This window comes from Streptomyces sp. NPDC031379, from assembly GCF_055569615.1.
The window spans coordinates 72,658-86,674 of sequence record NZ_JBVIIT010000030.1; the positions used below are offsets into that span (position 1 = coordinate 72,658).

11 protein-coding genes are annotated in these 14,017 nt (G+C 70.7%); 9 read left to right on the forward strand and 2 right to left on the reverse strand.

What is annotated here, in order from left to right:
* Positions 1-41 precede the first annotated feature (41 nt).
* The 8 genes from ACZ5CW_RS34745 to ACZ5CW_RS34780 all read left to right on the forward strand — a co-directional run bounded on the left by ACZ5CW_RS34745 (position 42) and on the right by ACZ5CW_RS34780 (position 8,939).
* On the forward strand, positions 42-1,040 hold the full coding sequence (locus tag ACZ5CW_RS34745; RefSeq protein WP_468608594.1) for a carbohydrate ABC transporter permease: 999 nt from the start codon (positions 42-44) through the stop codon (positions 1,038-1,040).
* Positions 1,037-1,867, forward strand: a complete 831-nt coding sequence (locus tag ACZ5CW_RS34750) for a carbohydrate ABC transporter permease (RefSeq protein ID WP_468608596.1) — start codon at positions 1,037-1,039, stop codon at positions 1,865-1,867. Before ACZ5CW_RS34745 ends, ACZ5CW_RS34750 begins: the two co-directional genes overlap by 4 nt.
* 8 nt (positions 1,868-1,875) lie before the next feature.
* Positions 1,876-3,384: a glycoside hydrolase family 3 protein gene (locus ACZ5CW_RS34755; protein ID WP_468608598.1), complete on the forward strand. Its 1,509-nt coding sequence runs from the start codon at positions 1,876-1,878 to the stop codon at positions 3,382-3,384.
* Positions 3,385-3,628: 244 nt separating this feature from the next.
* Positions 3,629-4,660 (forward strand): phytanoyl-CoA dioxygenase family protein, encoded by a 1,032-nt coding sequence (locus tag ACZ5CW_RS34760; protein WP_468608600.1) that lies wholly within the window; start codon positions 3,629-3,631, stop codon positions 4,658-4,660.
* Positions 4,657-5,994, forward strand: coding sequence for a DUF6271 family protein (locus tag ACZ5CW_RS34765; RefSeq protein ID WP_468608602.1), 1,338 nt, complete (start codon positions 4,657-4,659; stop codon positions 5,992-5,994). The genes ACZ5CW_RS34760 and ACZ5CW_RS34765 overlap by 4 nt, the downstream gene beginning before the upstream one ends.
* Positions 5,991-7,217, forward strand: coding sequence for a type III PLP-dependent enzyme (locus ACZ5CW_RS34770; protein WP_468608604.1), 1,227 nt, complete (start codon positions 5,991-5,993; stop codon positions 7,215-7,217). Before ACZ5CW_RS34765 ends, ACZ5CW_RS34770 begins: the two co-directional genes overlap by 4 nt.
* 13 nt (positions 7,218-7,230) lie before the next feature.
* Positions 7,231-7,749: a GNAT family N-acetyltransferase gene (locus ACZ5CW_RS34775; protein ID WP_468608606.1), complete on the forward strand. Its 519-nt coding sequence runs from the start codon at positions 7,231-7,233 to the stop codon at positions 7,747-7,749.
* On the forward strand, positions 7,749-8,939 hold the full coding sequence (locus tag ACZ5CW_RS34780; RefSeq protein WP_468608608.1) for an MFS transporter: 1,191 nt from the start codon (positions 7,749-7,751) through the stop codon (positions 8,937-8,939). The genes ACZ5CW_RS34775 and ACZ5CW_RS34780 overlap by 1 nt, the downstream gene beginning before the upstream one ends.
* A gap of 181 nt (positions 8,940-9,120) precedes the next feature.
* On the opposite strand, the gene ACZ5CW_RS34785 is transcribed toward ACZ5CW_RS34780, so the two are convergent.
* Positions 9,121-10,650: a helix-turn-helix domain-containing protein gene (locus ACZ5CW_RS34785; RefSeq protein ID WP_468608610.1), complete on the reverse strand. Its 1,530-nt coding sequence runs from the start codon at positions 10,648-10,650 to the stop codon at positions 9,121-9,123.
* A gap of 64 nt (positions 10,651-10,714) precedes the next feature.
* Entirely contained in the window at positions 10,715-10,912 is a 198-nt protein-coding gene (locus tag ACZ5CW_RS34790) for a DUF4236 domain-containing protein (RefSeq protein WP_468608612.1), read from the reverse strand.
* Between the two features lie 299 nt (positions 10,913-11,211).
* Here ACZ5CW_RS34790 and acnA point away from each other — a divergent pair, with 299 nt between their 5' ends.
* Positions 11,212-13,929: an aconitate hydratase AcnA gene (gene acnA, locus ACZ5CW_RS34795; RefSeq protein ID WP_468608614.1), complete on the forward strand. Its 2,718-nt coding sequence runs from the start codon at positions 11,212-11,214 to the stop codon at positions 13,927-13,929.
* Positions 13,930-14,017 lie beyond the last annotated feature (88 nt).

Consider the following 14,017-nt stretch of genomic DNA (forward strand, 5'->3'; position numbering starts at 1 on the left):
CGCCTGTGTCGTTCGTACGGCCACGGAAGAGATGGCAATTCATGTCAGTGCAGACCAAAGGCACGGACACGGCCGGGGAGCCCGCTGTCCGCAAGGCCCGGGTGCCGGCGCCGCCGCGAGGTGAGGACCGCACCGCCCGGGCGCCGTCCCGCCGGGGCGCCGCCGCCCCCTACCTGCTCCTGCTGCCCGCACTGCTGGCCACAGTGGTCCTGCTCGGCTGGCCCCTGGTCAAGAACGGCATGCTGTCGTTCCAGAACCTCAACCCGCGGCAGCTCATCCAGCACCTCACCGAGTGGAACGGCGTCGACAACTACCGGGAGGTCCTGAGCGAGGCGGAGTTCTGGCACGTCGTCGAGCGCTCGGTCTTCTTCACCGCCGCCAACGTCGTCCTGATCATGCTGCTCGGCACCCTGATCGGACTGCTGCTCGCGCGGCTCGGCAAGAAGATGCGGCTGCTGCTCCTGGTGGGGCTCGTCCTCGCCTGGGCCGTGCCCATCGTCGCGGCCACCACCGTCTACCAGTGGCTGTTCGCCCAGCGCTTCGGCGTCGTCAACTGGGTCCTGGACAAGCTCGGCTGGCACTCCATGGCCGACCACAACTGGCTGGAGACCCAGTTCTCCACCTTCGCGGTGGTCACCCTGCTGATCGTCTGGCAGTCGATCCCCTTCGTGGCGATCAACCTCTACGCCGCCACCACCACGATCCCCAAGGAACTGTACGAGGCCGCGTCCCTGGACGGCGCGACCACGTGGAAGAGCTTCACCTCGGTGACCCTGCCCTTCCTGCGGCCGTTCCTGTACGCGACGACCTTCCTCCAGGTCATCTGGGTCTTCAAGTCGTTCGCGCAGATCTTCGCGCTGAACGCGGGCGGCCCGGACCACCTCACCGAGACCCTGCCGATCTACGCGTACGTCCAGGGCGTCGGCAACCAGCACTTCGGAGTCGGCGCGGCCATCTCGTTCCTGACCATCCTGGTGCTGCTCGTCATCACCTCGTACTACCTGCGCATGGTGCTCAAGCAAGAGGAGGACGAGCTGTGAAGCGCTCGGTCTTCGGCCGATTCTGGCCCAACGCGACCGCCGTCATCCTCTTCGTCGGCTTCGTGTTCCCCGTCTACTGGATGTTCGCCACGGCCTTCAAGCCGACCGGCGACATCATCTCCGACGACCCCGTGTGGTTCCCCACCGACGTCACCTTCAGCCACTTCAAGAGGGCGGTCGACGCCGACCACTTCTGGACCCTGGTCCTCAACTCCGTCACCGTCACCCTGCTGTCGGTGGTGTTCTCGCTCGTCATCGCCCTGTTCGCCGCGTTCGCCCTGGCGCGGATGCGGTTCAAGGGCCGGCGCGGTCTCATCGTGACCTTCATGCTGGCGCAGATGGCCCCCTGGGAGGTCATGATCATCGCCATCTACATGATCGTCCGCGACAACGACATGCTCGACAGCCTCGTCCCGCTCACCGTCTTCTACACGATGATGGTGCTCCCGCTGACCATCCTCACGCTGCGCGGCTATGTGGCGGCCGTACCCAAGGAGCTGGAGGAGTCGGCCATGGTCGACGGCTGCAACCGCTTCCAGGCCTTCGTCAAGGTGATCTTCCCGCTGCTCGCCCCCGGACTGATGGCGACCTCGCTGTTCGGCTTCATCACCGCCTGGAACGAGTTCCCGCTGGTCCTGATCCTCAACAAGGCCAACGAGAAGCAGACCCTGCCGCTGTGGCTGTCCCAGTTCCAGACCGCCTTCGGCGACGACTGGGGCGCCACGATGGCCGCCTCGTCCCTGTTCGCGCTGCCCATCCTGATCCTCTTCATCTTCCTGCAACGCAAGGCTGTCAGCGGTCTGACCGACGGCGCCGTGAAGGGATGACCCGGCCGATGACCACACTCGCCACCACCGCATCGGACAGCGGTTCCGCCGGCGACACCCTGACCCGCGACGCCCTCGCGGTGCTGCAGCCGGGGTTCGACGGCACCACCGCGCCCGACTGGGTGCGCCGCCGTCTCGGCGAAGGCCTCGCCTCCGTGGCCCTGTTCGGCCGCAACGTCGTCAGCGAGGGCCAGGTCACCGCCCTCACCGCCCAGTTGCGCGCCGAACGGGACGATCTGCTGGTCGCCATCGACGAGGAGAGCGGTGACGTCACCCGCCTCGACGTCCGCACCGGCTCCTCCTTCCCCGGCAACCACGCCCTCGGCGCCGTCGACGACCCCGACCTCACCCGGGCCGTCTCCCGCGAACTGGGCCGGCGCCTCGCCGCCTGCGGCGTCAACTTCGACTGGGCACCGTCCGCGGATGTCAACGCCAACCCCGACAACCCCGTCATCGGCGTCCGCTCCTTCGGCTCCGGCACCGACCTGGTGGCCCGGCACACCGCCGCCTGGGTCGAGGGCCTGCAGTCCACCGGCGTCGCCGCCTGCACCAAGCACTTCCCGGGCCATGGCGACACCAACGTCGACTCCCACCACGCCGTCCCGCGCATCGACGTCGACGCCGAAACCCTCTACGCACGCGAACTGCCGCCCTTCCGTGCCGCGATCGCGGCCGGCACCCAGGCCGTCATGAGCGCGCACATCCTGGTGCCCGCCCTCGACCCGGACCGCCCCGGCACCCTCTCCCGCCGCATCCTCACCGGGCTGCTGCGTGAGGAACTCGGCTACCAGGGCCTGATCGTCACCGACGGCATGGAGATGCAGGCGATCGCCGGCACCTACGGTCTGGAGCACGGCGTGGTCCTCGCGATCGCGGCCGGCGCCGACGCCATCTGCGTCGGCGGCGGACTGTGCGACGAGGGCACCGTGCTCAGCCTGCGCGACGCGCTCGTGGCCGCCGTACGCTCCGGCGAACTGCCCGAGGAACGGCTCGCCGACGCGGCCGCCCGGGTGCGCCGGCTGGCCCGCTGGACCGCCGAGGCACGCGGCGGCGCGGACAGGACCGAGCCGGATCCCGCGATCGGCCTGGTCGCGGCCCGCCGCGCCCTGACCGTGACCCGCGCCGGCGCTGCCGCGCCGCTCACCGCGCCGGTGTACGTCGCCCAGTTCAACCCGGCCCCCAACATCGCCGTCGGCGACCAGACCCCCTGGGGGGTGGCCGCCGAGCTGGAGCGGCTGCTGCCCGGCAGCACGTCCGGCTCCTTCACCGGCGCCGACGCGGGCACCGCCGCGCTCGCCGCGGCCGACGGGCGCCGGATCGTCGCCGTGCTCCGCGACGAGCACCGGCACCCCTGGATGGGCTCCGCCCTGGACACCCTGCTCGCCGCCCGGCCCGACACCGTCGTGGTCGAGATGGGCCTGCCGCAGGCCCCGCCGCGCGGTGCCCTGCACATCGCCACCTACGGCGCCGCCCGGGTCTGCGGGGCGGCGGCGGCCGAGGCCGTCGTCGCCGGCTGACCCACCGGCCCACCGGCCCACCGGCCCACCGGCCCACCGGCCCACCGGCCCACCGGCCGCCCGCCCCTCCCCGCGGGCGGCCGACCTCTTCCTTCTTCGTCCTGGCGAACCGCTCCTCAGCGAACTTCTCGTCAGCGAACTTCTCCTCAGCGAACTCGGTGGCCCCCCGCGCCCTGGCGCTTGCCACCGGCACATGTCTCACGTCCGACCCGAAGGTGCTCGACCATCACCCCGGAGTGATCGCATGCAGACATCCGCCCCCTACCTCCACCGTGCGGCGACCGGCCGCCCCTACTTCAGCGCCGACGGCGAGACCTACCTCGCCCCGACACCCCTGCGCGACATCGACAAGGCACGGCCCCTCAGGGTGCTGTCCGAAGAGGACTACGCCTTCTGGCAGACGTACGGCTACGTCGTCGTACGCGAGGCCATCACCCCCGGCGAGGCCAAGGGCCTGCTCGACTTCGCCTGGCAGTTCCAGGGCCTCGACCCCGACCGCCCCGAGACCTGGTACACGGAGCCGGAGTTCCGCTCCGAGCTGGACCAGCACCTGTTCATCTACGGCTTCGTCGAGGCCTACCACCACCAGCTCATCTGGGACAGCCGCCAGTCCCAGCGGGTCTACGACGCCTTCGTGGACGTCTGGGACTGCGAGGAGCTGTGGGTCACCCTGGACCGGCTCAACCTCAACCCGCCCAACATACGCACCCGTTCCCGCTCCCTGATCGAGCCCACCGACGAGGGCTTCGACATCGAACTGCACTGGGACGTCGACACCACCCTCGCCGTGCTCCCGCAGCGCGTCCAGGGCATCATCGCGCTGAACGACACCCGGCCCGAACTCGGCGGCTTCCAGTGCGCCCCGGAGCTGTTCCGCCGCTTCGAGGAGTGGCGCGTCGCCCAGCCGGCCGGCCGCGACCCGATCCGCCCGGGCGCCGACCGCACCGAGTTCCCGGTGGTCCGCCCCGACCTCCAGGCCGGTGACCTGCTGATCTTCAACGGGCTGCTCGCGCACGGCGTCGCCCCGAACCTCTCTGACAACGCTGTCCGAGCCGTCCAGTACCTGTCGATGATGCCCGCACTGGAGGAGCACACGGCCCTGCGCGACTCCCGCGTGGACTCCTGGCGCACCCTGGCCACCCCCGACTGGAACGCCACCCTGCTCGGCGACGCCCGCGAACCGGAGGCCCTCCGCTACGGCCCCGCCGACCTCAACCCGCTCGGCCGCAGACTGCTCGGCCTGGACCCCTGGACCACGAAGGGGACGGCACGGTGAACCAGGCCGGCCCCGCACCCCGCATCTGCCTCACCCTGCCCACCAACCGGGCCTGCTCCGCCACCCTCACCGCGATCCACGACGAGGCCGCCTACGCCGCCCGCCGCTTCGGCGCCGACGTCCGGCTGCTGATCCTCGACTCCTCCGACGACAGCACCCGCGCCGAGCACACACGGGTCGTCGCCGGCCTGCCGACCCATCCGTCCGTCACCGTCCACCACCTCGGCGAGGAACCCCAACGGGACTTCCTGCGCCGGGTCATCCGATCGGCGGGCCTGCCGGAGCCCGACCGGCTGCTGCACCTCATGCTGCCGCCCGCCGTCTCCTACGGCGCCTGCACCAACCGCGCCTTCCTGCTGGCCGCCGCACTCGGCTGCCGCTCCGTGCACCGCAGGGACTCCGACAGCACCTACCAACTCCACGCCGGGCAACCGGTGTTCCCCGTCCACCACGAGCTGCCCTGGCTCGGCCGGCCCGCCGCCGAGGCCTCGCAGGACGTCGCCCGCACCGACCTCGAGCCCGCCCACGCCCACCGCCCGGTGTCGCTGGCCGGAGCCTCCTTCATCGGTGAACTCTCCGTCGACATCGCCGAGATACGGCGGCTGGACGAGGGCGTCTACCACGACGTGGTCAGCCTCTGGGCGCCGGGCGACTGGCCGGAGGAGCGCAAACGCGACCTGGTCGAGGAGTCCTTCACGGGCGCGGGCACCGCCCCCTTCACCGGCGACCGGGCGACACTCACCCTGGTCGACCCGATGCGCGTCGACATGTGCAACGTCGCCTTCGACCACGCGGTGTACGAGCGGATCCCGCTGCCCCCCGCCACCGACACCATCGGCAGCGACTACTTCCTCCTCCACCTGGTCCACGACGCGGGACTGCCCGGCATCCTGCACAACCGGCACATCGAGAACTTCCACACCCCCGAACGCCGCACCGACACCGGCTTCCCGGCCTACCAGCGGCGCTTCGTGAAGTTCCTGCTGTCCATGCTCTACTTCCACCACGTCTACGACCGGATGACGGCCGAGGGCGACCGGCTCCTGGACGAGACGGGACACGTCCGCCCCGGCACGATCACCGCCCTCCTGCGGGAGAGCGCCGGGCTGGACCGCGCCGAGAACGCCTGGCGGCTGGACCGGCTCGACACCGCCTACCGCAAACTGGGCGGCCGGTACACGGCCTTCGCCGACCGGCTCGCCGAGGAGCGCGGCCGGTTACTCGACCAGGCCGAACAGGACATCACGGACTTCGCCCACCTGGTCGAGTCCTGGCCCGCACTCGTCCGGGCCGCCCGCACCACCGCGCTCGCCCCCGGAGGCGGACCGGCGTGAACGACAGCACCGCACCCGGCGGGGGAGCCGGCACACCCCTCGCCGCCGCACTGAGGGCCGCGCGCAGCGACCGCGTCGTCTACGACCTCACCGGCATCGAGACCCAGTACGACACCCTGCTGCGCGAACTGCCCGGCCTCCAGGTCCGCTTCGCCCTGAAGGCCTGCCCGGTCGACGAGGTCCTCGGCTGCCTCGCGGACCGGGGCGCCGGCTTCGACGCGGCGAGCCCCGCCGAGATCACCCAGGCCCTCCGCGCGGGCGCCCCGGCGGACCGCATCCACTACGGCAACACCGTGAAGTCCGACCGGGACATCACCGAGGCCCGCCGGCTCGGCATCCGCACCTTCGCCACCGACAGCGTCGAGGACGTCACCGCGATCGCCGAACACGCCCCCGGCGCCCGGGTGTTCTGCCGCCTCGCCACCAGCGGCGAGGGCGCCCTGTGGGGCCTGAGCCGCAAGTTCGGCTGCGCACCCGAGGACGCCGTCCGCGTACTGGCCACGGCCCGCGCGGCCGGACTGACCCCGGCGGGCCTGTCCGTGCACGTCGGCTCCCAGCAGATGACCGGCGAGGCCTGGCAACAGGCCCTGGACACCCTCGCCGACACCCTGACGGCGCTGGCCGGGCTCGGGATCGTACCCGACCACGTCAACCTCGGCGGCGGCCTGCCCGCGCTCGGCTACCGGGACCGCCACGGCAACCCCCTCGAACCGCCCCTGGACAAGATCTTCACCGTGCTCCGCGAGGGCATGGACCGCCTGCGCGGCCTCACCTCCGCACCCCTCGACCTCGTCATGGAACCGGGCCGCCACCTGGTCGCCGACCACGGCGCCGTCCGCGCCCACGTCTCCCGGCTCACCCGGCGCCGGCAGCCGGACGGGTCGGACGCCCACTGGCTCTACCTCAGCTGCGGCAAGTTCAACGGCCTCTACGAGATGGACCAGTTGACGCACCGGCTGGTCTTCCCCGGCCACCCCGAGGACCGGGACCACGTCCCCGCGATCGTCGCGGGCCCCACCTGCGACAGCGACGACGCCTACGGCGGCGGCCGGCACCCGGTGCGCGTGCCCCGGTCCGTCACCTCCGGCGACCCGGTCTGGATCCTCTCCGCCGGCGCCTACGCCACCAGCTACATGACCCAGGGGTTCAACGGCATCCGCCCCTTGAGGTGCGTCTGCGTACGCGGCACCGGCGAGCCTCCGGCCCCCGAAGAACGGCACTGAAATGAGACACCTCATGCGCATACGGGGCATAGCCGAGGCCGACTGGCCACAGCTGGCCGCCCTGGAGGCCGAGGCGTACGCGGACCTCTCCCTCACGGAGGGCGAGGAGACGCTGCGCTCACGGGCCCGGGCCTCGGCCGGCACCTGCTTCGTCCTCGACCTCGACGGCCGGCTCGCGGGCTATGTCCTCGCCCTGCCCTACCCGAGGTTCCGCTGCCCCGACCTGTCCCGCCCGGAACAGGTCGTCCACCACTCGGCCAACCTCCATCTGCACGACCTCGTCGTCAGCGCGCCCCTGCGCCGCCGGGGCCTCGGCACCCGGCTGGTGCGCCATCTCACCGACGTGGCCCGCGCCCGCGGCTTCGAGACCATGTCGCTGATCGCGGTCGCCGGCAAGGAGCCGTTCTGGCGGACCAACGGCTACCAGGCCCACCCCGAGGCCGGCCTCCCGCCGGGCTACGGCGGCGACGCGGTCTACATGTCGGCGCAGCTGGCCGCCGCCCGGCCCCACGAAGGACGGAGAGCGGTCTGATGCCCGGCCCCTCCACCCCCTCCTTCCAGCGCGCCAAGTGGTCCATCGCGGCGCTGTTCTGCTTCCTCGGCTTCCAGTACGGCACCTGGGTCGCCCGCCTCCCCGCGCTCAAGACCCGCCTCGACCTGGGCGCCGGGGAGGTGGGCCTGCTGCTGATGGCCTGTGGTGCCGGGGCGGCGGTGTCCTTCCCGCTCGTCGCCGTCCTGACGCGCCGCCTCGGCTCCCGGCGCCTGTCCCTCGCCTCCGCCCTGTGCCTGGTCGCCGTACTGGCGGCCCTGTCCGCCGTACCGAACTACCCCCTCGCCCTCCTCGCCGTCTGCGCCGACGGGGTCGCCGTCGGCTGCCTCAACGTCGCCATGAACGCGCAGGGCGCCGCGCTGGAGAAGGCGTACGACCGCACCGCCATGTCCCAGTTGCACGCCACCTTCAGCGCCGGCCTGCTCGCCGCGGCCCTGCTGGCCTCCGGCGTGACCTCGCTGACCACGTCCCTCCCGGCCCACTTCACCGTGTCCGGGGCCCTGCTGCTGCTCCTGCTGGCCGGCGCCCGCCCGGCTCTGCTGACGGACACGGACACGGACACGGACGCCGGTCCCGCCACCCCGGACACCCCAAGACAGCGCGGACGACTGACCCTCCCGTCCGGTACGACCCTGCTGATGGGCTGCGCCATGGCCTTCGGCACGATCACCGAGGGCGCCATGAACGACTGGTCCACGCTCTACATGGAGGACATCGTCAAGGCCTCCTCGGCAGTGGCCCCCCTCGGCATCGCGGTCGTCTCCGTGATGATGCTGCTGGCCCGCGTGTGCGCGGACCGCTGGCGCACCCGCTGGGGCGACGGGCGTGTGGTCCGCACCGGCAGCGCCGTGGCCGCCGTCGGCCTGGCCCTCGCGCTGCTCGTCGGCGGGGTCGTCCCCACGCTCCTCGGCTTCGCCTGCGTGGGCCTCGGCGCGGCCGCCGTCACCCCGTGCGTGTACGTCGCCGCCGCCGAACGCGGCTCCGACGCCCTGGCCCTGGTCGCCGCGATGGGCACCACGGGCCTCCTGGGCGGCCCCGCCCTGATCGGCTTCGTCGCGAGCGCGGCGAGCCTGACCCTGGGCATGGCCACGGTGGCGGCCTCGGCCCTGATCGTCACGCTGGCGGCCATCTGGATCCCATGGCGGACCCGAGTACCGGCCGTGACGACGTGACCGTTCGCAGCAGGTACGCCGCCGGGCCGGCCGGCCCGGCTTGTTCTACGGGCACTCGCGGCCGGTCCCTGACACCTCGACACCCCGCGGACGCGACTGCCGCCGCTCCCCTCCTCACCGGCTCCTTCCTGCGGAGCGGGCGGGCGACGGGGGCGGCGGCAGCGGCGTTTGCGGAGGGGGCTCAGATGTCCCGGAAGATCTCGATCTGCGCCCCGACGGAGTTGAGGCGCTCCGCGAGGTCCTCGTAACCCCGGTTGATGACGTACACGTTGCGCAGCACCGACGTGCCCTCGGCCGCCATCATCGCCAGCAGGACGACCACGGCGGGGCGCAGGGCCGGCGGGCACATCATCTCGGCGGCGCGCCAGCGGGTCGGGCCCTCGACCAGTACCCGGTGCGGGTCCAGGAGTTGGAGGCGGCCGCCGAGGCGGTTGAGGTCGGTCAGGTAGATGGCGCGGTTGTCGTAGACCCAGTCGTGGATGAGCGTCTGGCCGGAGGCGACCGCCGCGATGGCCGCGAAGAACGGGACGTTGTCGATGTTCAGGCCCGGGAAGGGCATGGGGTGGATCTTGTCGATCGGGGCTTCGAGCTTGGAGGGGCGGACCGTGAGGTCGATCAGGCGGGTGCGGCCGTTGTCCGCGAAGTACTCCGGCGACCGGTCGTGGTCGAGGCCCATCTCCTCCAGGACCGCCAGCTCGATCTCCAGGAACTCGATCGGCACCCGGCGCACCGTCAGCTGCGACTCGGTCACCACGGCGGCGGCCAGCAGGCTCATCGCCTCGACCGGGTCCTCGGAGGGGGAGTAGTCGACGTCGACGTCGATGTTCGGCACGCCGTGGACGGTGAGCGTGGTGGTGCCGATGCCTTCGACCTTGACGCCCAGTGCCTCCAGGAAGAAGCAGAGGTCCTGGACCATGTAGTTGGAGGAGGCGTTGCGGATGACCGTCACGCCGTCGTGCCGGGCGGCGGCCAGCAGCGCGTTCTCGGTCACGGTGTCGCCGCGCTCGGTCAGGACGATCGGGCGGTCGGGCCGGACCGTGCGGTCCACGCGCGCGTGGTACTGGCCCTCGGTGGCCGCGATGTCCAGGCCGAACCGGCGCAGCGCGATCATGTGCGGCTCGATGGTCCGCGTGCCCAGGTCGCAACCGCCGGCGTACGGCAGCTTGAAGTGGTCCACGCGGTGCAGCAGCGGACCGAGGAACATGATGATCGAGCGGGTCCGCACGGCCGCGTCCGCGTCGATCGCCGCCATCTCCAGTTCGGCGGGCGGGACCAGCTCCAGGTCGACGCCGTCGTTGATCCAGCGGGTGCGTACGCCGATGGAGTTCAGTACCTCCAGAAGGCGGTACACCTCCTCGATCCGCGCGACCCGGCGCAGCACCGTGCGGCCCTTGTTCAGCAGCGAGGCGCACAGCAGCGCCACACAGGCGTTCTTGCTGGTCTTGACGTCGATGGCGCCGGAGAGCCGGCGGCCTCCGACCACACGCAGATGCATCGGACCCGCATAGCCCAGCGACACGATCTCGCTGTCCAGGGCCTCACCGATTCGGGCGATCATCTCAAGGCTGATGTTCTGGTTGCCGCGTTCGATGCGATTGACCGCGCTCTGGCTGGTACCGAGCGCCTCCGCCAGCTGCGCCTGTGTCCAGCCACGGTGTTGCCGAGCGTCACGGATGAGCTTGCCGATGCGTACGAGGTAGTCGTCTGACATGAGGTTGAGGCTATCTCAGATATGAGATGGCGCCTCTTGGGGGGTCCGTTCGGGTGATGCCCCGTCAATGACCCCTGCGTGTACGGGTCCGACGCCACCCGAAAGGTCCGGGCAAATCCACCGATGTCGTACGACGTCCGGTGCTGCTGTGGGTGTGACGCGGGCCGTGCCCGCCGCCTGTCGTGATGGACCAGGAGTGCCGGTTGATGTTCAGTCGCACTCCGGGCAGGATCCGGAAGCTCTTGCGGAACGTGAGCGGCATGCTGTCCCCCTTCGACTGGTTTCGGTCGGGAGCCGCTCCATTCGGTTACCCGCTCCTCACGCACTGATGGGTGCCGTGTGAGCCATGCCACCGAACTCCGGCGTGGCCGGGGCCGTCCGGGCATGACCATCCAGCGGCCATGTACTAGAGTTATCTCGACATCGAGATATCTGCCGAGGTGCACCGCAGCCGCCACCCAAGTAAGGGTTACCTAACTTAGCCTTACCTTAGCGGATCGGCCAAGCCGGCGTGGCGGCACGATTGACGGTGGTACGCGCACATCAATGAAGGAGACTGTCGTGTCGGCGAACAGCTTCGACGCCCGCAGCACGCTGCAGGTGGGCGACGAGTCGTACGAGATCTTCCGGCTGGACAAGGTGGAGGGCTCGGCCCGCCTGCCGTACAGCCTCAAGGTCCTGCTGGAGAACCTGCTCCGCACGGAGGACGGCGCGAACATCACCGCCGACCACATCCGTGCCCTCGGCGGCTGGGACTCCCAGGCCCAGCCCAGCCAGGAGATCCAGTTCACGCCGGCCCGCGTGATCATGCAGGACTTCACCGGCGTGCCCTGCGTCGTGGACCTCGCGACCATGCGTGAGGCCGTGAAGGAGCTGGGCGGCGACCCGGCGAAGATCAACCCGCTGGCGCCGGCCGAGCTGGTCATCGACCACTCCGTCATCGCCGACAAGTTCGGCACGAGCGAGGCCTTCAAGCAGAACGTCGAGCTGGAGTACGGCCGCAACAAGGAGCGCTACCAGTTCCTGCGCTGGGGCCAGACCGCCTTCGACGAGTTCAAGGTCGTCCCGCCGGGCACCGGCATCGTCCACCAGGTGAACATCGAGCACCTGGCGCGCACGGTCATGGTCCGGGGCGGCCAGGCCTACCCCGACACCCTCGTCGGCACCGACTCGCACACCACCATGGTCAACGGCCTCGGCGTCCTCGGCTGGGGCGTCGGCGGCATCGAGGCCGAGGCCGCCATGCTCGGCCAGCCGGTCTCCATGCTCATCCCGCGCGTCGTCGGCTTCAAGCTCACCGGTGAGCTGAAGCCGGGCACGACCGCCACGGACCTCGTGCTCACCATCACCGAGATGCTCCGCAAGCACGGTGTGGTCGGCAAGTTCGTCGAGTTCTACGGCGAGGGCGTCGCCGCCACCTCCCTGGCCAACCGCGCCACCATCGGCAACATGTCGCCGGAATTCGGCTCCACCGCCGCGATCTTCCCGATCGACGACGAGACCCTGAACTACCTCAAGCTCACCGGCCGCTCCGAGCAGCAGGTCGCGCTCGTCGAGGCCTACGCCAAGGAGCAGGGCCTCTGGCTGGACCCGAAGGCCGAGCCGGACTTCTCCGAGAAGCTCGAGCTGGACCTGTCGACCGTCGTCCCGTCGATCGCCGGCCCGAAGCGCCCGCAGGACCGCATCGTCCTCGCGAACGCCGCCGAGCAGTTCAAGCAGGACGTCCGCAACTACGTCGACACCGTGGACGAGGCGGGACAGGAGTCCTTCCCGGCCTCCGACGCCCCGGCCATCCACCCCAACGGCGCCCCGTCCAACCCGGTCACCGTGACCGCCCCCGACGGCTCGACGTACCAGATCGACCACGGTGCGGTGACGGTCGCGGCCATCACCTCCTGCACCAACACCTCCAACCCGTACGTCATGGTCGCCGCCGCGCTCGTCGCGAAGAAGGCCGTGGAGAAGGGCCTGACCCGCAAGCCGTGGGTCAAGACCACCCTCGCCCCGGGTTCGAAGGTCGTCACCGACTACTTCGACAAGGCGGGCCTGACCCCGTACCTCGACAAGGTCGGCTTCAACCTCGTCGGCTACGGCTGCACCACCTGCATCGGCAACTCCGGCCCGCTGCCGGAGGAGGTCTCCAAGGCCGTCAACGACCACGACCTCGCGGTCACCTCGGTCCTCTCCGGCAACCGGAACTTCGAAGGCCGCATCAACCCCGACGTCAAGATGAACTACCTCGCGTCCCCGCCGCTGGTCGTCGCGTACGCCATCGCGGGCTCCATGAAGGTGGACATCACCCGTGACGCCCTGGGTGCCGACCAGGACGGCAACCCGGTCTTCCTGAAGGACATCTGGCCCTCCGAGGCCGAGGTCAACGACGTCGTGGCGAACGCCATCGGCGAGGACATGTTCAACAAGTCCTACCAGGACGTCTTCGCGGGCGACGCCCAGTGGCAGTCGCTCCCGGTCCCGACCGGCAACACCTTCGAGTGGGACGCCGAGTCGACCTACGTCCGCAAGCCCCCGTACTTCGAGGGCATGGGCATGGAGCCGGAGGCGGTCTCCGACATCTCCGGCGCCCGCGTCCTCGCCAAGCTGGGCGACTCGGTCACCACCGACCACATCTCCCCGGCCGGTGCCATCAAGGCCGACACCCCGGCCGGCAAGTACCTCACCGAGCACGGTGTGGAGCGTCGTGACTTCAACAGCTACGGTTCGCGCCGCGGCAACCACGAGGTCATGATCCGCGGCACGTTCGCCAACATCCGCCTGCGCAACCAGATCGCGCCGGGCACCGAGGGCGGCTACACCCGCGACTTCACCCAGGCGGACGCGCCGGTGTCGTTCATCTACGACGCCTCCCGCAACTACATCGAGCAGGGCATCCCGCTGGTCGTCCTGGCTGGCAAGGAGTACGGCTCCGGCTCGTCCCGCGACTGGGCGGCCAAGGGCACCGCGCTGCTCGGCGTCAAGGCCGTCATCGCCGAGTCGTACGAGCGCATCCACCGCTCGAACCTCATCGGCATGGGCGTCCTGCCGCTGCAGTTCCCGGAGGGCCAGTCGGCGGAGTCCCTCGGCCTGACCGGCGAGGAGACCTTCTCCTTCACCGGTGTCGAGGAACTCAACAACGGCACCACGCCGCGCACGGTCAAGGTCACCACCGACACCGGTGTCGAGTTCGACGCGGTCGTCCGCATCGACACCCCCGGTGAGGCCGACTACTACCGCAACGGCGGCATCATGCAGTACGTGCTGCGCAGCCTGATCCGCAAGTAAGCGGTACGGCACAGCAGTCGAGGGCCGCATCCCCGGTGCCGGGGGTGCGGCCCTCGGCCGTGCGCCGCCCAGGTCATCACCGACCCTC

Bases quoted from the DNA above. Each gene is read 5' to 3' on its own strand.
- ACZ5CW_RS34745 (WP_468608594.1), top strand. From the start codon at position 42: ATGTCAGTGCAGACCAAAGGCACGGACACGGCCGGGGAGCCCGCTGTC.
- ACZ5CW_RS34755 (WP_468608598.1), top strand. From the start codon at position 1,876: ATGACCACACTCGCCACCACCGCATCGGACAGCGGTTCCGCCGGCGAC.
- ACZ5CW_RS34760 (WP_468608600.1), top strand. From the start codon at position 3,629: ATGCAGACATCCGCCCCCTACCTCCACCGTGCGGCGACCGGCCGCCCC.
- ACZ5CW_RS34775 (WP_468608606.1), top strand. From the start codon at position 7,231: ATGCGCATACGGGGCATAGCCGAGGCCGACTGGCCACAGCTGGCCGCC.
- ACZ5CW_RS34780 (WP_468608608.1), top strand. From the start codon at position 7,749: ATGCCCGGCCCCTCCACCCCCTCCTTCCAGCGCGCCAAGTGGTCCATC.
- ACZ5CW_RS34785 (WP_468608610.1), bottom strand. From the start codon at position 10,650: ATGTCAGACGACTACCTCGTACGCATCGGCAAGCTCATCCGTGACGCT.
- ACZ5CW_RS34790 (WP_468608612.1), bottom strand. From the start codon at position 10,912: ATGCCGCTCACGTTCCGCAAGAGCTTCCGGATCCTGCCCGGAGTGCGA.